We start from the raw sequence: 22,054 nt of genomic DNA, 5'->3' as shown, positions 1-22,054 counted from the left end.
TCAGCGTCTTGGTGATTGGTTAGAGTGTTGTAAAGGGTAAATGAAGTCCCTGTCCTTTCCTTTGGGAATAACGAGTAGGTTGAATTGTGAAAAAACTCGAAAATAAACTGCGTCTTGCCAACAGCTATGAGGAGTGGAAAGCGCTAGCGAAGGAACACGATCGCTGTTCGGGTAGAGAGCATTGGAAAAAGATTGATAAAACAAGTCTTTATGATTATGCATCGATTCGTTCGCGACTAGAGCGTCTGCGCTATTTCCGTGACAACAATGACAATATTGGCCTGTTGTTTACCCTAAATGAGGGAATTCACGGCAATATGGGCGGTATGGGTAAGCCAGTTCTGTATGCGCGGGCTAAGTTTGGTACCAAGCAGCTTGTCCACGATTACGTTGATGGTATTCGTGACGCCCTTGATCATTTGGCAAAATTAGATACCGATTCTCCGAGCTTTCTAGAGCGTTTGGACTTTTTTCGTCGCGCGAATAAATGTTATGGCCAATCTGCGCTGATGTTGAGCGGTGGGGCGATACTGGGTAATTTCCATATCGGTGTCGTAAAAGCATTGGTAGAGCAAAATTTGCTGCCAGATGTTATTTCCGGTTCTAGTGCCGGCTCCTTAATTGCAGCGGTGCTGGGAACCCGAACCGATGAGGAGTTACAAGACTTTTTGGTGGCGGAAAATCTGGGCAAATTGCTGTTGGCTGAGGTGGAGCTTGCCAATGGCCGGATGTCGAAGTCTTCTCCCAGAATTAATCATCAAGTGCTGAAAGAAAAAATTGCCAAACTGATTCCAGATATTACCTTCCAAGAGGCATTTGAGCGCACGGGTCGACATATAAACATCTCTATTTCTCCGTCGGACGTTCATCAAACTTCGCGGTTGCTAAACGCCATCGCATCGCCGAACGTTTACATCCGTAAGGCGGTATTAGCCTCCTGCGCGATACCCGGCATTTACCCTCCGGTGATGCTAGAAGCTAAAAATGTGCACGGTCATCCCCAGCCTTATTTGGCGACCCGCCGCTGGATTGATGGCTCCTTGAGTGATGACCTCCCTGCTAAGCGACTGGCGCGTCTGTATGGCGTGAATCACTTTATTGTCAGTCAGACAAACCCCATCGTGTTGTGGGCTGTCCGCGATACTAAAATCGAAAATAGTGGCTTACTGAATTCGCTTCGGCAGCTTGGCGGGAGGAGTATTAAGGAGTTCTCCAAAGTTGGCAGTAGTATGGCGCGGAAGTACTTTAAAAACTCGCCGCGTGTGCGCAGAGTGAGTAATATTGTCTACTCAGTAATTAATCAGGAGTACACGGGTGATATTAATATCATTCCGCGCTACCGGTTTTTTGATCCGCGTAAATTGCTCACTGAATTAACACCCGAAGAGTTGCAGTTTTTTATTGCCGAGGGTGAGCGTGCGACCTGGCCTAAAATTGAAATGATTAGAGCCAGTACAACGATAAGTCGCAAGCTCACGGAAGTACTCGCGAACTATGAAGCCGAAGAGCTTGGGGCGCTATCGAAAAGCCATCATCATCTTGGTGCGGAGATGCCCAGGAGTTCCTTGCGGGCTTAGTGAGCTGTTTTTATGGGGTAGTACGTCTACCCCTAGTCTTATCTATAAGTACATGGCGTTTATCCCAACGCTTTTGTTTTCCTTAATACCAACTCTATGAGTTTTGTTTCTAGCCTCGATCTAGCAAATGTTGTTGATCGTGCCAGGGATACCCCTTGGGGTATATTTAGTGTGAGTTTGGGATTACTATTGGGGAAGGTATGTCATGATTGTATTCCGCGTTCTTAGAAAAGTTTAAGAGGTTTCAGTATGGTTGTAGAGACGGCTTTTACACCTGTGACAGCAATTATCGGTGGCGCGATGATTGGCTTAGCTGCGCTTGTACTGATGTGGTCCGTTGGCCGGATCGCTGGCATATCAGGCATCGTGGCTGGCGCTATATTAGAAGCTGAGGATGAGCGAAATTGGCGTCTACTATTTTTAGCGGGCTTATTTGTTGGTGCGTTGATCGCATCTGTCATAACAGGTGCCTTGGATGACGTTAGCAGTATTGCAAGTACACCCGTATTAATTATGGCTGGCCTATTGGTTGGTATTGGTACACGTATGGGGGGAGGGTGCACTTCGGGGCACGGCGTTTGCGGTATTTCAAGGTTTTCGCAGCGATCGATAGTCGCAACGGCGGTATTCATGGCTAGTGGTGCTGCGACGGTGTTTGTTATCCGTCACTTGTTTGGAGAGGGTGTATGAAACCTTGGTTCATTGGTCTAGCTGGCGCTTTATTTGGCGCCGGAATTACCGTATCGGGCATGGCTAATCCCGCTAAAGTGCAGAACTTTCTCGATGTCGCCGGTAGCTGGGATCCTAGTTTGGCGCTGGTGATGGGAGCTGCCTTGCTTGTCGTCACGCCAGGATTTTTCTTTGTGTTTAAAATGTCTGCGCCAAAGTATGCGGAAGCGTTTGCTCTGCCAACTAGAAAAGACATTGACTGGAAATTGCTGTTAGGCGCCTTGTTGTTTGGCATAGGTTGGGCTTTGAGCGGATTGTGTCCTGCGCCAGCTTTGGTAGCGACCTTAACGGGAGTGTCGGGTTTCTTTATATTTTTATTAGCTATGGTTGCGGGAATGATTTTGTATCGCTTTATATTTGAGTCATAGTTTCTGTGTATCGTTTAATACATAGAGTACGACAATGTTATAGGCTAATATTTGTCGTGTAAGCCCTCTCTAGCAAGGGTGAGCGATAACAATAACGATGATGGGGAAGCGACATGGCTGTAACATGTAAATTTTCAAAAAGTGTGGATGAGGTTTGGGCGGTATTATGTGACCCCGATTTTCGGGTCGATAGAAGTATTGCTTTGGGTGAGTTAAGCGCCGAATGCGATATTGAGGAAGACGGCGGTACCGTTAAAATCCATATGGTTAGAGAAGTGGTGCGGGAGCTTCCGTCGGTATTAGCAAAAATTTTTAATCCTAAGCAAACCTTAAAGTTCGTTGAGACCTGGCAGTCGGTAAAAAACGGCTGGGAAGGGAGTATGGAAATCGAAATTAAAAATCAACCGGTGCAATTAGGCGCCAGTATCTCATTATTGGCGACAGCCGATGGCTGTGAATACAGCGTATCGCATCGTTGCAAGGCAAAGATTCCGCTGGTTGGCGGGAAGGTTGAGAAATTTATTCTCTCTCAGACTGACTCAGGCGCGCTAGACGAATTGAGCTACCTAAAGAAAGCCTTGGCGTAAGCGTAGATTTGAAATTTGTTGGTGGTTAGGTTAAGCCGCGACTATTAAATGATAGTCGCGATGTTCATTGATTGCCGAGGCGATATCCGCGGCGCTGTTCAAGCGTTTGATTTTGTCGAATAGCTGCTGGGCTTGCGGATACTCTCTACGTAAATATCCCAACCACTGCTTAATCGGTCCACCTACATGGCGTGGCGCACATGATGCTACGCTGTCGTTAAAAAGTGCTTCAACTAACAGTAAGATATTCGCCCATTCATCGCGATAGTATTTTTTGCCAAGCGACTGGGTTTTAATCGCGAGCGCAAGGTCGGGCCTAGCGAGCAGGCCGCGGCCGAGCATGACATCACTGCAGCCGCTTTGTTGTTTGCAAGCTTGGTAATCGTCGGGACTCCAAACTTCGCCATTTGCGACAAGCGGTATTCTGTTGAAGTCGTGTAGTTTTGCGAGTTGATGCCAGTGTGCAGGCGGTTTGTAGCCATCAGACTTGGTGCGAGCATGGATCGTGAGGCCGTTTGCTCCGGCTTCGTTTATTGCGCTGACAATGTCTATTAGCTTGCTGTCATCATTAAAACCTAATCTGATTTTTGCAGTCACAGGAATAGACGCTGGAACAGCGCTGCGCATCGATTTAATGATCTGGTAGAGTAACTCGGGTTCTTCTAGCAGTACTGAGCCGCCGCGGTGACGATTGACACATTTTGCAGGACAGCCGAAGTTGGTGTCGATCCCGATAGCACCTAAGCTTGCGGCGCGAGCAGCGTTTTCTGCCATTGGACCTGGCTCACCGCCAAGCAGTTGAATATAAACAGGTGTTCCGGAAGGGGTTTTGCAGCCGTGATCTAGTTCTGGGCAGAGACGATGAAATACTCTAGCGGGCAATAGCTGGTCGGTGATTCGCACAAATTCGGTGATACAGCGATCAATGCCTCCGATGGCTGTCAGCAGGGCGCGCATGCGCGCATTGACGACACCCTCCATCGGGGCGAGATGTAATTGCATTGCTTAAGCGAAGCTCTAGATCAGCCAATAAAGAGCTATTGTAACGTAGCATGAGCAAATGGCTGAATTGATCAGTTGGGCAATTTTGGCCAGTTTTCTAGATTCTGGGCTTGAGGTTGGTGTTTTGTTTGAATACGGCGTATTCGGAGGTGGGTGGTGGTAGTGAGTGTGTTGCGAGCGGCGGGCTATGCCGTCGTCACCGTGTTGATGCTGGCGATTATTGCGTCGCAATTCCCGTCCATGCGCGCCAGCCTTGAAGAGGAACGTATTTTTAACGCTGAAAATGCGGATTTATTTGGCGAAGATCCATTCTTTTACACCCAAATAAAGCTACTTAAGATGGGGGAGGACGCCAGTGGCGGCTTTGTCAGGATGAGTATTGACGGCGATGAGCGAGAGATCCGCGCCGGCGATGTCATTCTGCATCCGTGTTTGTCACTTAGTAAGCTACTCGATAAAGCCGTATTGCTTGATCATTGTGGTAGTTATGCCTTGCTGTCACTTGCAGAACCGTCGGCGGCCAGTATCAATTTGCGAGTTTTAAATACCAGTTCGGTAGCATTGGTGGAGCAGGGGCCGCGTATTATAGATTTGAGAGGCGATGCGGCTATTCAAGCCTTGGTGTCGGATTATCGTCGTCGTCTATATGATCGCCCGTTGTCTTTGTTGGGTGAAATAGACGTTAAAACGCTAACTAGAGAGGGTAAGAGAGAGTATTACCTATCGCCCGGCCGCGATAAAAAGATCTTCACCACGCTCGGCTTGAAGTCGGGTGATAGAGTGCGTGCGTTTGATGGGGTGGACTTAAGCAGCGGCGACGCGCCAACCGAAATGTATGAGCGCTTAGACGAAGCTGAGCATGTGGCGCTAACGCTGGAGCGAAATGGCGAGGACTGGGTGGTGTTGCTTGATTTTGGTGGCGGTGATACCGAATTTTAATTACAGTCATATCATTGAATTTCCTTAATATTTCGATTGCTTTTCCAGTAGTATACTCAGCTGATTATTTGGCGCCTCGATAGTAAGGGGCATGTGGCAAGCTTATTTCGAGTAGGAGGTTTGTGTGAGTGAGTTCAATAAGTGGGAATGTGTTATCTGTGGCTTTATTTATGACGAGGCCGAGGGTTTACCAGATGATGGCATTCCAGCAGGTACATTGTGGGCTGACGTGCCTGAAGACTGGGAGTGCCCAGATTGCGGCATAAGTAAGTTTGATTTTGATATGGTACCGGCTTGAACTAGCTCAGGCACCGAACTTGGCCTTTTTGTTGAAAATTGCGCTTAGACTGTGCCTGATCAGGCCGCCCTCTGTTACACTTCTGGAATAGATTAATAGCTAAGGTTAACGTTATGAAAACAATAAAATTGTTAGTGCTACTTAGTTTAGCGTACCTAGTGTCGGCATGCGCTCCAGAAGTCGGTAGTGATGCCTGGTGTGCCGGAATGGATAAAAAGGCCAAGGGAGATTGGTCCGGGAATGAAGCAACGGACTACGCAAAGAACTGTGTTTTTAAATAGCAGTCAATTATGCGCAGTCCTGAAATGGGCTAGTTCTGCTAATTTAGTACGACAATTTTATGACGACAAAAGCGGAATTTGGGCTGTCACCGCAGCTTCCGTAAGAAAAATGTCATATTGTTCGTCTACTATTCGGCGCTTCGCAGTATTTTTGGGGTAAGTCTGAGACGTGGAACGCTCTGTGACATTGATAAGGTTTTTCCCACCTCGCGTAGCGGTATACGTCAATATCCTCCTATGGGCAGTATTATTGGCTTGCTTGGCAAGTCTGTGCTGGCAGATTTCGACGTGGTTACGAGGACCAGCCCTTCCTGGTGTCATCGTTAGTGACGACGGCGCGTTATCTGCAACGCTGTCGGGGGAGTCTTCCTACGATGTTCAAAGTCTACTCGCTGTGCCCTTATTTGGTACTCCGCCCGTAACCCCAGTCGCTGCGACCGAGTCTGAAAAGGATTTGCGTCGCAGCACATTGAAAATTACCGTTATCGGCTTGGTTGCCGGTAGCGATGAGCGAGGTGTGGCGGTACTGCGTCACGGCAGTAAGACCAAGGCCTACAGTGTGGGTGAAAAAATTGAGGTGCCTGGCTCAGTTCGTTTGCTTGGGGTGTTTTCTGAATACATCATTATTGAGAACAATCGCAAGCGGGAAAAAATTGAACTCGACAAAAAGTCTCAATTGGCTGGCATTTCGAGTGCTGCGTCACCTAGTGCCGATGACAACGGCACCGTAAACCTAAACAAGCCGGAGATTCAGGAGCTCATTGGGGATGCCCGAGATACGGTTCAAAACAGCCCCTTAACGCTGGCTCGATTTTTCTCTGCGACCCCGGTAAACGAGAACGGACGCTTGATCGGGTATGAAGTAAAGCCGGGGCGCGACAAGCGATTATTTGACCAGCTCTCATTGGAACCGGGGGATGTTGTTCTCTCTGTTAATGGCCAATCGGTTGCAGATCTGCAACCCCAAGAATTGTTTAAGCTCATGCAAACCACCACATCCTTTGAACTTCTGGTTCAACGTGCTGACACCATCCTCACCAAAAGATTTGATATATGAAATTGCTACTGCGTAAATCCTGTCTTGCCCTAGGTCTGTTTGTCTTGCTCTCGGGCAGTGTATTCGCGGAACGTTTTGATCTCGATATGCAAAATGTCGATATTGGCGAGTTTATAAACACGGTGGCAAAATTAACCGGTAAAACTATCGTGGTTGATAGCCGGGTTAAAGGCAAAATCAGTGTCGAGAGCCATCGTAAACTCGATGCTGACGAGCTTTACCAAATCTTTTTACTGCAGCTTGGCGTGGAAGGCTATTCAGCGATTGAAGTGGGTGATGGCATATTAAAGGTTATTCCGAATCAGGCCGCTAAAATCGAAGGGATCAGTGTTCAATCAGACCGCTCCTCAATGGGGCGTAGTGAATCAATTATCACGCGTATCGCGCAGTTACAAAACGCCGATGCCGATGAATTAGTGAAGTCTTTACGTCCCTTGGTCGACAATAAGGTCGGGGTCATCACGAGCTATGCAGATTCAAACATTATTTTGATTACTGATCGTGAATCGAATGTGCGGCGCTTAATGTCGATTGTGAATGCCGTGAATTCCGTTGACACCCAGTTAATGGAAACGGTAGTGCTAGAACATTCCTCTGCTGAGGAAGTTGAACGAATCTTAACCAAGGTTTTGTCTCAGCAAACGCGCAAGCGTGGGGCTGCGAAGCCCGTGGTTGCCGCGGACCCTCGCACCAATACCTTAATTTTGTTCGGCGATGACGATTCGCGTTCTTACCTGCGCCGACTAGTCAAAGACCTCGATAGCGAGGTGAGTAATCAGTCCAATATTCGTGTGCGCTATTTGAAATATGCCAAGGCTGCAGATCTCGCACCGGTACTCAAAAGTATCAGCGATACCCTGATTAAAGGCGACGAGATTGGTAAAGCAGCGGGGAATAATAGTCAAACTTCGATGATTAATATCGAAGCCCACGATCAAACTAACTCAATCGTGATGTCAGGTAGTCCGCATATTATCGACAACCTAGAATCGGTCATTGCGGATTTAGATATTCGTCGCGCACAAGTCCTTGTCGAAGCGATTATTATTGAGGTGTCAGACAGTCGCGCCAAAGAATTAGGTGTGCAATGGTTGTTTAGGGGCAACTCATCGGGCAATACGCCTGCTGGCGGAATCAACTTCGGCGGTGGCGCCTCCGGAAGCGGCAGCGCGCCGGGAATTATCAGTTTACTGGCGGGAGAGGAAGCTGCCGCGGCGGCAGCAAGTGGTATCAGAGGCGCCGCGTTTGGTTTAGGTAAAGTTAAAGATGGCGCGTTCAGTTTTGCCGCGCTGCTGACGGCATTAGAGAGTGATACGGAGTCTAATATTCTGTCGACGCCAAGCTTATTAACCTTGGACAACGAAGAGGCATCCATCTTGGTAGGGCAGGAGATTCCTGTTGTTACCGGCTCGACTGCAAGTTCAACCAATGCGAACCCGTTCCAGACTATTACCCGTCAGGAAGTCGGTATAAAGCTATTGTTTACGCCACAAATCAACGAGGGGGACGCGGTTCAGTTGAATATTGAGCAGGAGGTATCGTCGCTCAGTCCATCAACGGATGCGGCGGACGTCATCACCAATAAGCGAACCATCAAAACCGCCGTATTAGTGAATGATGGAGAGACCATTGTGCTCGGTGGTTTAATTGATGACCAAGTAAAAGAGCAGTCAGCTAAAGTGCCATTGCTCGGCGATATCCCTCTCCTTGGCCGCCTATTCCGCTCTGATAATACCAGTAAGGTTAAAACTAATTTGATGGTGTTTATTCGTCCAACGATTGTTCGCGATCAGGTGACGTTGTCAGAGCTGAGTGCACGCAAATATAACTATATTCGCGCCGAGCAACTGGTAAAAGCTGAGCAGGGAATCAATTTATTCCCATTCACAGATCTGGCGGTTCTACCTGAGTGGGCCGGAATGGGCCCCTCTCCGGCAGGTATTTTACCAAGCAAACCAATGCCGCCGCCGATGACCCCGGCTGAAGAGGCGGTTGAAAAGAAAATGATTAAAGCGCCGCCTTCAGACGCAGCGCCGGCACCGGCTGAACAATAATATGAGTCAGCCCCTGAGCTACGCCTTTGCGCGCAGTAATCGCGTCTTAGTCGAAGAGACTACAAGTGGCTTTGATTTGCTGTGTTGCAAAGAGACACCGTCGTCCGCGGTGGCAGAAGTGCAGCGTGTGTTAGCCGGTAGCGTAACGCTCAAGCTTTGCGACGAAAAAGTGTTGCAAGATAAAATTAATGAAACCTTTCAGCGCCAACAAGGCGATGCCATGTCGGCGATGGGCGATATTTCCAGCGAGGTTGATCTTGACCGCCTTGCAGAAGAAATCCCCGAGTCTCAAGACTTGCTGGACGCCCAGGATGACGCGCCGGTCATTCGCCTAATCAACGCCTTATTTGGCGAAGCGCTCAAACGTGACGCGTCTGATATTCATATAGAAACCTACGAGAAAACCATGTCGGTGCGACTGCGCGTTGACGGTATTTTGCAGGAAGTGCTCACCCCAAGTCGGCGTTTAGCGCCGTTATTGGTGTCGCGAATTAAAGTAATGTCGCGACTCGATATTGCGGAAAAACGAGTTCCTCAAGATGGCCGTGTCTCATTGCGAATTGCGGGACGTTCGGTAGATATTCGGGTGTCGACGATTCCGTCCAATTACGGTGAGCGGGTCGTTATGCGACTCTTAGACAAACAAGCGGCGCGGATCGATATTGATCAGCTGGGAATGCCAGAAAAAACACTAAAGACCCTAAAAGATTTGCTGCAACAACCTAACGGAATTCTCTTAGTTACCGGTCCGACGGGCTCCGGTAAAACGACAACGCTCTATGCGGGTCTAATGTCATTGAATGATCGTCGCAGGAATATACTCACCGTCGAAGATCCCGTTGAGTATGACATTGACGGTATTGGTCAAACCCAGGTTCATACTAAAGTGGGTATGACTTTTGCGCGGGGGCTGCGGGCCATCCTCCGCCAAGATCCTGACGTGGTCATGCTCGGCGAAGTGCGCGACCAAGAGACGGCAGAAATCGCAGTGCAGGCGTCGTTGACCGGTCATATGGTGCTATCGACTTTGCATACCAATACCGCAGTTGGTGCGGTCACCCGCTTAGTGGATATTGGGGTAGAACCCTACCTGATTGCGTCAAGTTTAAAAGGTGTGCTGGCGCAGCGTTTGGTGCGTAAATTGTGTCAGCACTGTCGTCATGAAATCGTGCTGGATAAAACCGAAGCGCGCCTGCTGGGAGATCCGACCTTAGAGGGGCGCAAGGCCTACAATGCGGCCGGTTGCGATGAGTGCCAGCATACCGGTTACAAAGGCCGGCAAGGTGTTTATGAGCTGTTAGTTGTTGACCGCGAAGTGGCGGAGTTAATCCACAACCGTGCCAGCGAACAAGATATTTTGCGCAAGGTTGGTAACGAGATGCCTTCGTTGATGGGTGAGGGTAGGCGCTTGGTATTAGCGGGACAAACCAGTTTAGACGAATTGTTGAGAAGCGTGCGAGAGGGCGGTGATGCCGGCCTTTGAGTATCGCGCGCTTGACTCTGGTGGCGCCAACAAGAAGGGCATTATTGAGGCTGACTCCGGTCGTCAGGCGCGTCAGCTCTTGCGTGACCAGCAATTATTTCCACTCGACGTAAAACAAACACGCGAAAAAACCCGCGCTGAAAATGCGCGTCGAAGTTATGGTCGCTCGCGGGTGAGTATTGCAGATTTGGCGCTGTTCGTGCGGCATCTTGCGACCTTAATCCAGTCTGGTATACCCCTTGAAGAAGCCTTGGCGGCGACGGCGAAACACACACGGAAAGCCTATTTAAAACGTGTCGTGTTGGATTTGCGAGCCCGGGTTTTAGAAGGACATTCTTTGGCCGACGGTCTAAATGAACACCCCCAGGTGTTTAATCCAGTATTCCGGGCGCTGGTTAGCTCGGGTGAAAAGTCCGGTGATTTGGGGCTTATTCTTGAGCAGCTTGCGGAATATACCGAAGACAGTCAAAAGCTGCGTGGCGTGATCGTTCAGGCGGCGATGTACCCCCTGGTATTAATGTTTGTAGCGCTGTCGGTCATTGCAGCGCTAATGACTTATGTTGTGCCCAAAGTGACCGCGCAGTTTGCGCATTACGACCAGGCATTACCTCTGCTGACGCGCATATTAATTACCTTGAGCGACGGTTTGGCCGCTAACTGGTACTACATTCTGATTGCCATTGTTGCCATTGCCTTCGGCGCCAAGTGGTGGCTGCGCGATCCCGGTCGGCGTCTTAAAGCCGACAAGGCAATATTAAAACTACCCCTCTGGGGATTGTTGATGTTGGAACTAGATTCGGCGCGTATGCTCAGAACCCTGTCGATTTTGATGTCATCTGGTGTGCCCTTTTTAGAGACCTTGAAAGTGGCTTGCGACACATTGGCAAACGAACATTTAAAAAAGAGCATGGCAAGTGTTCGCGAGCAGGTGCGTGAGGGCAAGAGTTTTAGTCGCTGTCTGCAAGATGAAGCACAACTTCCACCATTAGCGATTTATATGATCGCCAGCGGCGAGGCGAGTGGTGAAATGGAAGCCATGACGCAGCGCGCAGCAAGTAATTTGGAGCGCGAGTTACAAGCTCGGGTTCAGATGTTTGTAAGTTTGTTTGAGCCCCTTTTAATTGTGGTGCTCGGCGGCGTAGTCTTATCAATTGTATTGGCGATTATGTTGCCAATACTGCAGTTAAATAATCTGACACAGTTTTAGGAGGTATTGCCGGTATGTTGGTATCTAAAGGTAAGAGAAAGGCTCGTCAGAGCGCCACTGGCAATAGTTTGCGAGTGGCGCAGCAGGCAGGTTTCTCGCTGCTGGAGATCATGGTTGTTATTGTCATTATGGGATTATTGGTGGCAGTAGTGGCACCAAACGTACTGCAAAACCAAGATCGGGCCATGGTGGAGAAGGCGCGCGCTGATATATCTGTATTAGAGCAGGCGCTAGATATGTATAAGCTCGACAATCATATTTATCCCAGTACTGATCAGGGCTTGCAGGCGCTCGTAAAACGTCCTGAGACTGGGCCATCACCTAAAAGCTATCGCAGTAATGGATATATAAAACGTCTTCCGGAAGATCCCTGGGGTAATCCGTACATATACATTCAGCCAGGTGAGCATGGTGCATTTGATTTGTATTCAACCGGTTCAGACGGAGAAGAAGGTGGCGAGGAGCTTGCCAGTGATATCGTCAACTGGCAGGAATAATCGCGGATTTTCACTGCTTGAATTGTTGGTCGTTGTTTTTATTATCGGCTTACTCAGTGGTGTTGCCGCACTGACCTTGCCTGGTAAAGATGGCGGAGCGCTGCTACTAGAACAGCGCTTTAAGCTGCTCGGCACATTGCGAAGTGCCAAAGCTGAAGCCGTTTTCAGCGGCCGCAGTCTTGGCCTTGGGTGGTCGGGCCAGCGCGGACGTTTTTATGTGTTAAGTGCACAGGGTTGGCAAGTTATTCAGGAAGGTGTGCTAGCAAAACAGCTGGAACTAGATGAGCGGGTCAGGTCATTGATTACCGTGGCGGGTGAGCCAATCAAAAACGTGACTGACGATGACTCCGCTAAGCGTGATGAAACACAAGAAACCACGCCCCAAATAGTCTTTCTCGGTGACGGACAAATTTCTCCTTTTGAGTGGCGTTTGTCATCCGAGGGGGCTGAGTCGGTGGTGCTAGATGAACAGCTCACAATTGAACGCTAAGCTATGTTGTTAATTCGCAAGCGCCATAGCCAATTCGTAAACTGCCGCAGCAAGGGATTTACCTTGTTAGAAGTGATGGTGGCCTTGGTCATTTTTGCAACGGCGGCGGTGGCCTTAAGTAAAAGCTTAAGCGAGAGCGCGAACAATGTTGGTGAGATTGAGCAGCGTCAGTTTGCTGATTTGGTGGCTCACAACGTGTTGGTGGATATTTTGCGAGATGGCTACGGCAATACTAATAGTGGCAAAGTGAGCTTGGCCGGTTTCGACTACCGGTGGCAGCGTAATGTCGAACAAACACCGCACCCCAATATACGCCGCGTCGATGTTGAGGTGTATTTAAACACTGGCAAAGATCTTCTCGCGAGTAGATCTGCGTTCCTCGGCAAATGACAGTGCATAGGGGCGTTAAGCGCCAGAACGGCTTCACCATGGTTGAACTGCTTATTGCGGTGGGCATCATGGCGCTGCTGGGAACAATCGGCTCGTTACTCCTTAATAGCTCTTTGGAGAATCAAGCGGCCATTGAGACGCGGCAGCAGGCTTTAGAGCGAGTAGCTTTAGCACTTACGATTTTTAGGCGGGATGTAGAGCAGATAACCCAGCGTATTCCCCGCGATTCACAGGGCGATGCAATGGCAGCCAATATCGTCGCCGAGCAGGTTGGGGAAAATAGCGAGTTGGAGTTTGTACATGGTGGCAAACGAGTGCTGCCCGGCCGAGGGTTAGCGAGTACCCTTGAGCGTGTGCGATACGTGCGAGAGGAAAATGAACTCATTCGCTATAGCGCAGCGGTAGCCGATCCGGCGGGAAATACCACATGGCAGCGTCAAGTGTTAATGAAAGATGTCAGTGAGTTTATTGTAGAGCTCTATGACGGTAGCCGGTGGTCAGTATTTTGGCCGCCTAGTACACAAGTAAATGCGACTCAGCCGAGATCTTTGCGGATGACGGTATCGACCAGTATGTGGCCAGACATCCAGCTGAATGTGTTAATGCCAGAGTTAGGGCGATGAAAATACCTCAGCAGCAGCGCGGCGCTGCGTTGATTATGGTGTTGCTCATTGTTGCCATTATGGTTGTTGTTGCGGTCGGTTTAACTGACGGAGTGCGCTATAGCAGCCAGCGTTTGTTGAACCAGCGGTTGATGGATCAAGGTTACTGGTATGCGCTTGGTGGAGAGCGTATTGCAGTGTTTGCACTAGAAGATGTCGCCAGTGACGTGGTTACAGCGTTAAATCAAGATTGGGCGAGAAAAGACATTGCTTTCCCTATCGATGGCGGCTCCATTGCGGGTTTAATCATCGACGAGCAAGCGTGTTTTAATATGAATTCGCTGTATCGAGCAGAGCCCGCAAATGGGGAAGTAGAAGACGTTAGCGCAGCGGAGTTAGTGTTTACCGCCTTGTTGGAAAATCTGGAGATTTCACCGCAGCGTGCGGAGTTTATTATTGGTCGCACCCAGGACTGGATTGATGAAGATTTTTCGCCTGAGGGTATTTACGGCGCCGAAGACTTGACCTACACCGCTTTAGATTATCCGTATCTGCCGGCCAATAGTTTATTAGATTCGATCAGTGAAATGACACTATACGCAGAGTTTGAAGAAGGTGAACAAAAGCGCATCACGCCTTTTTTATGTGCTTTGCCAGAAGTGAATACAGTGATTAATGTGAATACGATAACAGTAGATAAATCGGCCTTGCTGGCAGCGGCGATTGGTAATGTGTTGTCTCCGGAAGAGCTTCGAGTGGTGCTAGAAAATCGTCCAGAAAATGGCTGGGCGGATATAGCCAGTTTCGTAACCGCCTTGAATTTATCAGCCGACGAAACCGTACCGAGTAAACTTTTACAAGGCATTGGTGTGAAATCGCATTATTTTAGAGGTTTGGCGGATGTGTTTTACGAGCAACGTCAAATGCGTTTGTTTAGTCGAGTGGTATTAAAAAACGGCAAGGCCCTTGTTTACGGCCGTGAGTATGGAGAAGTTTTTTGACTGCGATGTTGTTAATAGATTTACCGCTGACCCCGGAAGCGCCGGTCGCGTGGTTGCATTGGGATAACGGCAATGTGATCGCTGAGGGTGTATTGGCGAATAGTAGTGAGCTGGCAAGCTTAGCAGATAAGGCTTCAGGCCTACCTTGCTATGTGATAATACCGGGGGAAGCGGTTAGCGCGCATCGCGTTGTGTTACCAAAAGGCGGGCGAGTGGGTTTGTCTGCGCTCCCGTTTCAGCTAGAAGATAAGCTTTGTAGTGATCTTGATAGTGTTCATATCGCGACGGGAGTGATAAAGGCTAATCAAGCGGCGGATGTGCTTGTTCTGGCGCGCGATCTTGCCGCGTATTGCTTAGATGTGTTGCGCAGTAGTGGCTTGCGGATCAAGGCACTACTGCCAGATTATGCGGTATTGGCTGAAAACGCCGTCGTTGTAACAGGTCAGCAAGTAGCAGCAAATTATCACGCCAAATCAGCCGGCACCACTACCGCTAATTTTGCGGTATGGCAGCAATTGGCCACTGCGGGTGAACAGGCAGATCAAGAGGTGCAATGGTACTTTAGCGGCGATTACCAAGGCGAACTAACTGAGCAGGCGCCTGCTAATGCTATTCATTGCCCGAACCGATTACAGGCCTTTGCGTGTAACTTTACGCCGTGGTCGCTGTCGTTATTAAGCGGGGACTATTTGCTTAAAGATGAGAGCGGCGAAGCCTTAGGCCGCTTGCGTTGGCCCTTAATTTTACTAACCGCATTGTTGTTTGTGCATTGGTTTGGTTTGGCTGTGCAAACGCGAACAATGGGGCGTGAAGCTGAGGCCCTTGATCAAGCAATGGTCGAACTCTATCAGCAGGCATTCCCGGGAGCACGGGTCGTCAATGCGCGCAGCCAAATGCGCAGCCAGCTGAATGCTTTGGAAAATGCCGGAACCAGCGGTGCAATGATGCCCTGGTTAGACAAAGTGGCGGCGGCCACGCGCGGCCGCAGCGAAATTAGTTTAAGTCAGTTAAATTTTGAAAATGACCCGCCGGTGATGAAACTATTGGTAAAAGCCAAGTCTTATGAGCAGGTTGATCAGTGGTTACCCGCTTTAAAGGCACAGGGTTTAGCGGTGGAGCGCGGTGCCTTTGGGCAGGAAGGTAGCGGTATTGCTGGTCAGGTTAGTATCCGGGGGGCGGCGCAATGAAATTGATAGACCGACTTCTGGAAGGGCGCAACGAGCGTGAACGTCAGATCTTAATTATCGGTGCCATTGTCGCGATACCGCTTATTATTTGGATGCTCATTTGGCAGCCATTACTAAAAGCCAATGAAGCAGCTGAGGCGCGTCTCGATCAGCGTCGTCAGTCCTATGCCTGGATGCAGCAGGCCGCAGCGACGGTGACAGCGATGCGCGGAAGTGTGTCCCAGTCGGCCGCGTTAACAGGTTCTCCGCAGCAGCAAATTACCGGTGCCGCGGCTGCCTTAGCCGTCAATATAAATCGTATCGAGCCGCAGTCTGGCGGGCGCTACAGTGTGTGGGTAGCCAAAACAGATTACAGCAGTGCGGTTCAATTTATAGAAACCTTATCAGTGGCAGGTATGACTTTGTATTCAGCGAATATGACCTTATTGGACTCACCGGGTAGTGTTTCGCTACGGGCGTCCTTGGGTGTCGCCGAATGACGCGTCGTATTTGGATTTTCACGGGCCTGCTATTTTTTGTTGCCTGTTTAGTTGTGGCTACCCCGGCTTGGATTGTGCGCGACATACTGATCAAACAGCAGCCCGCTATGGCGGTGGGAAATGTCAGTGGGCGGGTTTGGAGCGGCGAGTTAGATGTCGTTCAATATCAGGGCATTACCCTTAGCGGCATTAGTTGGACTCTCCGTCCATGGGGTATTTTCAGTGGCCTGCCACTGGCCATTGCAGTAACTGAGCCGGTGACCGGTGAAGGGAATATCGGAATTGGCAGTGACGAAACCTTGCACTTGCATAGTGTGAGTGTAGATGGGCAGCTCGAGAGACTGCTTAATGCGATGAATTTTCCGAGTATGGGCTTTGATGGTGGGATTACATTGGTACTGGATGAAGCCCAGATAAATGCAGATGGCTGTCAATCTTTAAGCGGCACATTAACCTTGAACTCGCTATCGGGTGATGTCGAAGGCGTTGAAACCATTGCACCAGTCAGCGCCGCATTGCGCTGTGAAAATAAGCGAATCGTTTTAGATATTGACGAAAATAATAGTGCGAAGGTGCGCGGTGTCGTTCGGATTTCTGTCAAAGGTCATATGAATGGCCAGCTATTATTAACACCTGATCCAGGTACGCCACTGTTTAAAAGTTTGACGCAATTTATGGGGCGTCCGTCTAACGGTAAAGATTTCGTACTGCGGCTCTAAAAGTAATTTGCAAAGACCTTGATGGCTTTAATTCAACGTACAAACAAGGTCTTTACGCAGTGTAAAATTAGCTAATCAGTATCCACACAAGCTTGCATATCTATCGCGATGAAAACTGCTATTGCCAAGTATTTGGCTTGCGACCCGCGAGCGCTTTAGAAAAAAGCCAATATCGAGCTCATCAGTGACGCCAATGCCACCGTGCATTTGTACGGCTTCATTGCTTACCAATTCAAATACATCGTTTAGCCGCGCTTTGGCAAGACTCGCCAGCTGGGGCAGGTCTGCGCGTTTATCATCTATGGCTGATAGCGCATCCAACACCACAGATTTTGAAAGTTCTAATTCGATATACATTTTCGCAGCGCGGTGCTGCAGGGCTTGGAAGCTGCCAATTTTTACGCCGAATTGATCTCGTTCTTTTAGATATGCAACGGTGCGTTCAAAGCATTCAGTTGCCGAGCCCAGCATTTCTGCGGCGAGGCAAATACGACCATAGTCCAAAGCCTTATTCAGAATATCTTGCCCCTGCTCTGGACTGCTAATAAGGGCTGACTGGCTGACCTTTACTTGATTGAACTCAATACTTGCGGCGTTGCGACTATCAATTAGATGGTGGCGACGACGTACAATACCAGGGGTATTCGCATCGATAATGAAGAGACCTACTCCTGACGCAAGACTTGTGGCCACAATAAGTTGGTCAGCGCTATGGCCATCGAGAACAAAGAGTTTTTTACCATTAATGACATAGCCACCGTCACCGGTCGTCGCGGTCGTTGTGAACGCATTTGGTTGGTGGTGTGGCTTTTCTTCCAATGCCAGTGCGAGGCTGAGCTCGCCAGCGGCAATGCGTGGAAGCAGGGCAGACTTTTGCTCTTCATCGCCACCATCGATAAGAATAGTTGAGCAGAGAACAACGGTTGAAAACAGGGGCGAAGCGGCAAGGGTGCGGCCGCTCTCTTCAATAACGGCGCCCAAACCTAAGTAACCAAAGTCCAGGCCATCGTAGGCTTCGGGCAGCACCATGCTCGCCCAGCCAAGATCAGTCATTTGTTGCCAGTGTTCGCGCTTATAGCCTAGTGAATCTTTTTGGTCTCGCAATTGACGCAGTGCCGATACCGGCATAATGCGATTCAAAAAATCTTTTGCGGTATCTTTGAGTAATCGCTGCTCTTCGTTTAATACCAGTGTCATATTTGCTCTCCGGTTTGTTCGCGGTGTCAATGTGTGGGCAGTATTGGGTCAGCGTTAATCTGGTAAGCCGAGCACACGTTTTGCAATAATATTGAGCTGCACCTCAGAGGTACCACCCGCGATTGAGAGTGCTTTAGAAAATAGCCAGCCGCGGTTGGTTAGGAGTTCATCGTCGTTAAACTCGCTGTCGTTCCAGCCTAAAGCGCGGTGTCCGAGTACCGCCATCAGCACTTCTTCCTTACGTTTGCTCTCTTCAGTGCCCACGTATTTCATAATCAAGGGCACATTGTTGTCGGCTACGCCGTTCATGCGCTCTTCAAAGCTGCGGAAATGGGTGAGACCAATAGCGCGAAAAGCCATTTCGTGCCTGACCAACTGATCGCGCAGGCCGACATCTTTTAGTTTGCCGTTATCATCCACCCCCACGTATTCAAGGGCAGCTTGCACTGGGCTGAAACTTGGTCCGGGGGTATCGCCACCAATTTCTGCCATGAGCTTGCGTTCGTGTTTTAACAGGGCTTTAGCAACCGACCAGCCCTTATTGAGTTCGCCAACCAGGTTTGTCTTGGGCACTTTGACATTGTCAAAGAACGTCTGGCAGAACTCTGACTCGCCACTGATGAGTTCAATGGGCGTGGTAGACACGCCGGGGTCGTCCATATCGATCAATAAAAAACTGATACCTTCTTGTTTTTTAGCGTTGGGGTCGGTGCGTACCAAGCAGAAAATCCAGTCTGCTTTGTCGGCATTGGTGGTCCAGATTTTTGTACCGTTTACTAAAAAGTGATCGCCTTTGTCTTCTGCGCGAGTTTGCAGGCTGGCCAAGTCGGAACCCGCGCCGGGTTCCGAATAGCCCTGACACCAGCGAACATCGCCCCGTGCAATTGCGGGAATATGCTGCTGCTTTTGTTGATCGTTGCCGAACTCCAGCACGGCGGGACCTAGCATCCAAATGCCCAGGTCGAATAGCGGCGTTCTGCATCCCAATCGCTTCATTTCATCTTTTAGTATTTTAGCTTGGCGCTCGTCTAGGCCGCCGCCACCTAGTTCTAGTGGCCATTCGGGCACAGTCCAGCCTTTGTCGCGCATGCGCTCAAACCACAGCTTGGCATCGCTGCTTGGGAATGCTTTGTTTTTGCCTGCCCAAACTTGTTCTTCACGCGTGATGGGAGTGCGCTGTGAAGGTGGGCAGTTTTCTTCCAGCCAAGCGCTAACAGTTTGGCGGAATTGATCGAGATCGCTCACGTCGGTCTCCTTAACATAGTGGGTTGACGCGCAGAACCTAGCAGTCGCCAATGCGACTGTTTTCGGCTAATTTTGTCTGCAATAAATGTGAGATTAGCTTAGCCGACGGGGCTTTAAAGACAAGGACGAAACACGTCATACAGACTATCAAAAGCGGTCAGTTGTTGAATGGTATGGACCTTACTTGGTGTGGCTGGCTGGTATGTATTTTTGAACTTATCATTCATGTGATGTGGTAAGGGTAGACGACAGAGGCAATTGTCTGCCATGTTACGACCGGTTTGTGCCGCTGGGAATGGTGGTGACGTAACAATAATAAAAGGTAAAAAAATGAATCGATTTGAAAACAAAGTAGTCATGGTCACGGGTGCAGGGGCTGGGATAGGTCGGGCGAGCGCATTGAGAGTTGCCGCTGAGGGCGCTAGTGTATGGTGTACAGATATCAATGAGGCCGATTTACTAAGCTTGGTTGATGACATTTCCTCGCTTGGCGGACGCGCCGTAGCCCACCGTTTTGATATCAGTGAAGCCGGCGCCGCAGAGCGTTGTGTTGAAGCTTGCGTCAATGAATTCGGGCGGCTTGATGCGGTGGTGAACATGGCTGGTATTTTGCGATTTTCTAACTGTCACGAGTTAGATTTGTCGGTGTGGGAGCAGGTCATTGCTGTTAACCTTACTGGCACGTTTTTGCTGTGCAAAGCAGTGCTGCCGGAGTTGCTAAAAACCAAGGGTAATATCGTCAATGCGGCGTCTACCGCATCGCTGCAAGGCTTGCCTTGGGGCGTGGCTTACGCCGCCAGCAAAGGCGGGGTGTTGTCGATGACACGCAGCATTGCGGTGGAATACGCTAAGCGTGGTGTAAGAGCTAACTGTGTTTGCCCCGGCGATATTAATACCAATATGGCACAGGGTGTGACCTTTCCCGCCGACGCAGATTTTGATTTGTTAACGCGAATCACGTCGCTAACGGGTGCAAAAGGGCCTGAGGTGGTGGCGGGTGTTATTGCCATGCTTGCGTCTGAAGACGGCTGCCATATTACGGGTGAACATATTCGTGTTGACGGTGGAATTCTCGCTTAAACCTAGATTCTTGATGCCACAGGCGGCTTAGCTTCTGGTCGCCGCCCTTTGTCTCTGCCATCATAGCGCGATGATGACTTGAAGGAGGGGAGGGCGAATGGATAATTTTATTCTGGCTATTGATCAGGGCACCACGAGTTCGCGTGCCATCGTGTTTAATCAAAGTGGCGAAATTTGCGGTGTTGGTCAACAGGAGTTTACCCAGTATTACCCTCAAGATGCTTGGGTTGAACACGACCCAGAAGAAATTTGGGAAACCACATTAAATAGTTGTCGCAAAGCGATTTCGGCGGCTGGCATTAGCGCTGCGGATATCGCTGGTATCGGGATTACTAATCAGCGAGAAACCACGATTGTTTGGGACCGAAAAACCGGTGAAGCGGTGTATCCGGCGATTGTTTGGCAAGATAGAAGGACGGCCGCTCGGTGCGCAGAGCTTAAGGGACAGGGCGTTGAGAGCATTGTCTCGCAGCGCAGTGGATTACTCCTAGACCCGTATTTCTCTGGCAGTAAAGTTGGCTGGATTTTAGATAATGTCAGTGGCGTGAGAGCGCGCGCACTAGCCGGTGAACTCGCTTTTGGAACCGTGGATAGTTTTTTACTTTGGCGGCTTACTGGCGGCGCTGAACACGCCACTGATGCGACTAATGCCTCCAGGACGCTGTTGTTTAATATTCATAGCCAGCAATGGGATGCCGATCTGCTGGCATTATTCAATATCCCTGAATCCATGTTGCCGGAAGTAAAAGATAGCTGTGATGATTATGGCCGCTGTGACAGTCAGTGGTTTGGCGCAGATATTCCCATTTGCGCTCTCATTGGCGACCAGCAAGCCGCGACCGTTGGTCAGGCATGTTTTGAGCCCGGTATGGCGAAAAGCACTTATGGAACAGGCTGCTTTGTGGTCTTGAATACGGGAACAGTGGCATTGCGTTCCGAGCACAGATTACTCACAACGGTTGCGTATCGTATCCGTGGTGAAGTGTGCTACGCCCTAGAGGGCAGTATTTTTGTTGCTGGTGCGGCGGTGCAATGGTTGCGCGACGGTTTACAATTAATCGGGTCGGCGGCGGAAACCCAGCCTCTTGCGGAAAGTGTTGAGAGCTCCAACGGCGTGTATATGGTGCCGGCTTTTACCGGATTAGGCGCGCCGTATTGGGATCCCGACGCTCGCGGCGCTATTCTGGGTATTACCCGTGATACCGGTATCGCCCATATCGCAAGGGCGACATTGGAATCGGTCTGTTATCAAACCCGAGATTTACTAGAAGCTATGCGTGGCGATGGTGCTGATTTTACGACTTTGCGCGTTGATGGCGGCATGGTTGCGAATAACTGGGTTGTGCAGCGCTTGGCTGATACCTTGGATTGTCGCTGCGAACGCCCTCAGGTTACCGAAACCACGGCACTTGGTGCCGCATACTTAGCAGGATTGCAGCTTGGTGTTTACCAGTCTCTAGACGAAATTGGGGCATTGTGGCGCTGCGAAAGCGGCTTTGATCCTGCGATGAATGAAGTGGACCGAGCCCGGCGGTATACCGGTTGGAAGAATGCCGTGTCCAGGGTACGTAGCACGCACTGAGCA

Annotated in this window: 24 protein-coding genes; 21 read left to right on the top strand and 3 right to left on the bottom strand. The window is 49.7% G+C overall.

The genetic code is table 11. The annotated features are described in order from the left end of the window. Nucleotides 1-86: 86 nt before the first annotated feature. From KXJ70_RS02450 to KXJ70_RS02435, 4 genes are all read left to right on the top strand, one after another. A complete protein-coding gene (locus KXJ70_RS02450) occupies nt 87-1,577 on the top strand; it encodes a DUF3336 domain-containing protein (RefSeq protein WP_219041868.1) in 1,491 nt (496 codons plus the stop codon). Nucleotides 1,578-1,826: 249 nt separating this feature from the next. Next, a complete protein-coding gene (locus KXJ70_RS02445; protein ID WP_219041867.1) occupies nt 1,827-2,267 on the top strand; it encodes a YeeE/YedE family protein in 441 nt (146 codons plus the stop codon). Continuing rightward, nucleotides 2,264-2,674, top strand: a complete 411-nt coding sequence (locus tag KXJ70_RS02440; protein ID WP_219041866.1) for a DUF6691 family protein — start codon at nt 2,264-2,266, stop codon at nt 2,672-2,674. The genes KXJ70_RS02445 and KXJ70_RS02440 overlap by 4 nt, the downstream gene beginning before the upstream one ends. Before the next feature lie 113 nt (nt 2,675-2,787). Further along, entirely contained in the window at nt 2,788-3,261 is a 474-nt protein-coding gene (locus KXJ70_RS02435; RefSeq protein ID WP_219041865.1) for a DUF2505 domain-containing protein, read from the top strand. A 30-nt stretch (nt 3,262-3,291) separates the two neighbouring features. Here KXJ70_RS02435 and KXJ70_RS02430 read toward each other — a convergent pair whose 3' ends face one another. Further along, on the bottom strand, nt 3,292-4,263 hold the full coding sequence (locus KXJ70_RS02430) for a tRNA-dihydrouridine synthase (RefSeq protein ID WP_219041864.1): 972 nt from the start codon (nt 4,261-4,263) through the stop codon (nt 3,292-3,294). A gap of 162 nt (nt 4,264-4,425) precedes the next feature. Between KXJ70_RS02430 and KXJ70_RS02425 the strand changes: the two genes are divergently transcribed. From KXJ70_RS02425 to gspN, 15 genes are all read left to right on the top strand, one after another. Next, the gene (locus KXJ70_RS02425) at nt 4,426-5,202 is read left to right on the top strand and encodes a hypothetical protein (RefSeq protein WP_219041863.1); all 777 of its coding nucleotides are present in this window, start codon (nt 4,426-4,428) and stop codon (nt 5,200-5,202) included. Nucleotides 5,203-5,326: 124 nt separating this feature from the next. Next, nucleotides 5,327-5,500 carry a rubredoxin gene (locus tag KXJ70_RS02420; RefSeq protein ID WP_103684774.1) on the top strand — a complete coding sequence of 58 codons (174 nt, stop codon included), beginning with the start codon at nt 5,327-5,329 and terminating at the stop codon, nt 5,498-5,500. Between the two features lie 113 nt (nt 5,501-5,613). Next, entirely contained in the window at nt 5,614-5,781 is a 168-nt protein-coding gene (locus tag KXJ70_RS02415) for a DUF3012 domain-containing protein (RefSeq protein WP_219041862.1), read from the top strand. 181 nt (nt 5,782-5,962) lie between these two features. Beyond that, the gene (locus KXJ70_RS02410) at nt 5,963-6,838 is read left to right on the top strand and encodes a type II secretion system protein N (protein WP_219041861.1); all 876 of its coding nucleotides are present in this window, start codon (nt 5,963-5,965) and stop codon (nt 6,836-6,838) included. Then, entirely contained in the window at nt 6,835-8,892 is a 2,058-nt protein-coding gene (gene gspD / locus KXJ70_RS02405) for a type II secretion system secretin GspD (protein ID WP_219041860.1), read from the top strand. The genes KXJ70_RS02410 and gspD overlap by 4 nt, the downstream gene beginning before the upstream one ends. A gap of 1 nt (nt 8,893) precedes the next feature. Beyond that, the gene (gene gspE / locus KXJ70_RS02400; RefSeq protein WP_219041859.1) at nt 8,894-10,375 is read left to right on the top strand and encodes a type II secretion system ATPase GspE; all 1,482 of its coding nucleotides are present in this window, start codon (nt 8,894-8,896) and stop codon (nt 10,373-10,375) included. Beyond that, on the top strand, nt 10,362-11,582 hold the full coding sequence (gspF, locus tag KXJ70_RS02395; protein ID WP_219041858.1) for a type II secretion system inner membrane protein GspF: 1,221 nt from the start codon (nt 10,362-10,364) through the stop codon (nt 11,580-11,582). The genes gspE and gspF overlap by 14 nt, the downstream gene beginning before the upstream one ends. Before the next feature lie 14 nt (nt 11,583-11,596). After that, complete coding sequence (gene gspG / locus KXJ70_RS02390; protein ID WP_219041857.1) at nt 11,597-12,079, top strand: type II secretion system major pseudopilin GspG; 483 nt, start codon at nt 11,597-11,599, stop codon at nt 12,077-12,079. Continuing rightward, nucleotides 12,054-12,569 (top strand): type II secretion system minor pseudopilin GspH, encoded by a 516-nt coding sequence (gene gspH / locus KXJ70_RS02385; protein WP_219041856.1) that lies wholly within the window; start codon nt 12,054-12,056, stop codon nt 12,567-12,569. The genes gspG and gspH overlap by 26 nt, the downstream gene beginning before the upstream one ends. A 3-nt stretch (nt 12,570-12,572) precedes the next feature. Further along, complete coding sequence (gene gspI, locus KXJ70_RS02380) at nt 12,573-12,959, top strand: type II secretion system minor pseudopilin GspI (RefSeq protein ID WP_219041855.1); 387 nt, start codon at nt 12,573-12,575, stop codon at nt 12,957-12,959. Further along, nucleotides 12,956-13,582, top strand: a complete 627-nt coding sequence (gene gspJ, locus KXJ70_RS02375; protein WP_219041854.1) for a type II secretion system minor pseudopilin GspJ — start codon at nt 12,956-12,958, stop codon at nt 13,580-13,582. The genes gspI and gspJ overlap by 4 nt, the downstream gene beginning before the upstream one ends. After that, a complete protein-coding gene (gspK, locus tag KXJ70_RS02370) occupies nt 13,579-14,562 on the top strand; it encodes a type II secretion system minor pseudopilin GspK (protein ID WP_219041853.1) in 984 nt (327 codons plus the stop codon). The genes gspJ and gspK overlap by 4 nt, the downstream gene beginning before the upstream one ends. A 5-nt stretch (nt 14,563-14,567) precedes the next feature. After that, a complete protein-coding gene (gene gspL, locus KXJ70_RS02365; protein ID WP_255558260.1) occupies nt 14,568-15,749 on the top strand; it encodes a type II secretion system protein GspL in 1,182 nt (393 codons plus the stop codon). Beyond that, on the top strand, nt 15,746-16,228 hold the full coding sequence (locus KXJ70_RS02360; RefSeq protein WP_219041851.1) for a type II secretion system protein M: 483 nt from the start codon (nt 15,746-15,748) through the stop codon (nt 16,226-16,228). The genes gspL and KXJ70_RS02360 overlap by 4 nt, the downstream gene beginning before the upstream one ends. Beyond that, nucleotides 16,225-16,947 (top strand): type II secretion system protein N, encoded by a 723-nt coding sequence (gspN, locus tag KXJ70_RS02355; RefSeq protein ID WP_219041850.1) that lies wholly within the window; start codon nt 16,225-16,227, stop codon nt 16,945-16,947. The genes KXJ70_RS02360 and gspN overlap by 4 nt, the downstream gene beginning before the upstream one ends. Before the next feature lie 75 nt (nt 16,948-17,022). Here the strand turns inward: gspN and KXJ70_RS02350 are convergent, their stop codons facing one another. Next, nucleotides 17,023-18,144 carry an acyl-CoA dehydrogenase family protein gene (locus tag KXJ70_RS02350; RefSeq protein WP_219041849.1) on the bottom strand — a complete coding sequence of 374 codons (1,122 nt, stop codon included), beginning with the start codon at nt 18,142-18,144 and terminating at the stop codon, nt 17,023-17,025. 54 nt (nt 18,145-18,198) lie between these two features. Further along, nucleotides 18,199-19,389: an acyl-CoA dehydrogenase family protein gene (locus KXJ70_RS02345; RefSeq protein ID WP_219041848.1), complete on the bottom strand. Its 1,191-nt coding sequence runs from the start codon at nt 19,387-19,389 to the stop codon at nt 18,199-18,201. A gap of 330 nt (nt 19,390-19,719) precedes the next feature. Here KXJ70_RS02345 and KXJ70_RS02340 point away from each other — a divergent pair, with 330 nt between their 5' ends. Both KXJ70_RS02340 and glpK read left to right on the top strand, forming a co-directional pair. Then, a complete protein-coding gene (locus tag KXJ70_RS02340) occupies nt 19,720-20,469 on the top strand; it encodes an SDR family NAD(P)-dependent oxidoreductase (protein ID WP_219041847.1) in 750 nt (249 codons plus the stop codon). Between the two features lie 97 nt (nt 20,470-20,566). Beyond that, nucleotides 20,567-22,051, top strand: a complete 1,485-nt coding sequence (gene glpK / locus KXJ70_RS02335; RefSeq protein ID WP_219041846.1) for a glycerol kinase GlpK — start codon at nt 20,567-20,569, stop codon at nt 22,049-22,051. Nucleotides 22,052-22,054: the final 3 nt, after the last annotated feature.

Origin of the sequence: Zhongshania aquimaris, assembly GCF_019312595.1 — a bacterium.
GTDB lineage: Bacteria > Pseudomonadota > Gammaproteobacteria > Pseudomonadales > Spongiibacteraceae > Spongiibacter > Spongiibacter aquimaris.
The sequence above is the reverse complement of the archived record's forward strand: the minus strand, read 5'-3'. Positions and strand labels throughout refer to the sequence as shown.

Coding starts and splice junctions, on each gene's coding strand:
- KXJ70_RS02445 (WP_219041867.1), top strand. CDS start 1,827: ATGGTTGTAGAGACGGCTTTTACACCTGTGACAGCAATTATCGGTGGC.
- KXJ70_RS02440 (WP_219041866.1), top strand. CDS start 2,264: ATGAAACCTTGGTTCATTGGTCTAGCTGGCGCTTTATTTGGCGCCGGA.
- KXJ70_RS02435 (WP_219041865.1), top strand. CDS start 2,788: ATGGCTGTAACATGTAAATTTTCAAAAAGTGTGGATGAGGTTTGGGCG.
- KXJ70_RS02430 (WP_219041864.1), bottom strand. CDS start 4,263: ATGCAATTACATCTCGCCCCGATGGAGGGTGTCGTCAATGCGCGCATG.
- KXJ70_RS02415 (WP_219041862.1), top strand. CDS start 5,614: ATGAAAACAATAAAATTGTTAGTGCTACTTAGTTTAGCGTACCTAGTG.
- gspD (WP_219041860.1), top strand. CDS start 6,835: ATGAAATTGCTACTGCGTAAATCCTGTCTTGCCCTAGGTCTGTTTGTC.
- gspE (WP_219041859.1), top strand. CDS start 8,894: ATGAGTCAGCCCCTGAGCTACGCCTTTGCGCGCAGTAATCGCGTCTTA.
- gspF (WP_219041858.1), top strand. CDS start 10,362: ATGCCGGCCTTTGAGTATCGCGCGCTTGACTCTGGTGGCGCCAACAAG.
- gspG (WP_219041857.1), top strand. CDS start 11,597: ATGTTGGTATCTAAAGGTAAGAGAAAGGCTCGTCAGAGCGCCACTGGC.
- gspI (WP_219041855.1), top strand. CDS start 12,573: ATGTTGTTAATTCGCAAGCGCCATAGCCAATTCGTAAACTGCCGCAGC.
- gspJ (WP_219041854.1), top strand. CDS start 12,956: ATGACAGTGCATAGGGGCGTTAAGCGCCAGAACGGCTTCACCATGGTT.
- gspK (WP_219041853.1), top strand. CDS start 13,579: ATGAAAATACCTCAGCAGCAGCGCGGCGCTGCGTTGATTATGGTGTTG.
- gspL (WP_255558260.1), top strand. CDS start 14,568: ATGTTGTTAATAGATTTACCGCTGACCCCGGAAGCGCCGGTCGCGTGG.
- KXJ70_RS02360 (WP_219041851.1), top strand. CDS start 15,746: ATGAAATTGATAGACCGACTTCTGGAAGGGCGCAACGAGCGTGAACGT.
- gspN (WP_219041850.1), top strand. CDS start 16,225: ATGACGCGTCGTATTTGGATTTTCACGGGCCTGCTATTTTTTGTTGCC.
- KXJ70_RS02350 (WP_219041849.1), bottom strand. CDS start 18,144: ATGACACTGGTATTAAACGAAGAGCAGCGATTACTCAAAGATACCGCA.
- KXJ70_RS02340 (WP_219041847.1), top strand. CDS start 19,720: ATGAATCGATTTGAAAACAAAGTAGTCATGGTCACGGGTGCAGGGGCT.
- glpK (WP_219041846.1), top strand. CDS start 20,567: ATGGATAATTTTATTCTGGCTATTGATCAGGGCACCACGAGTTCGCGT.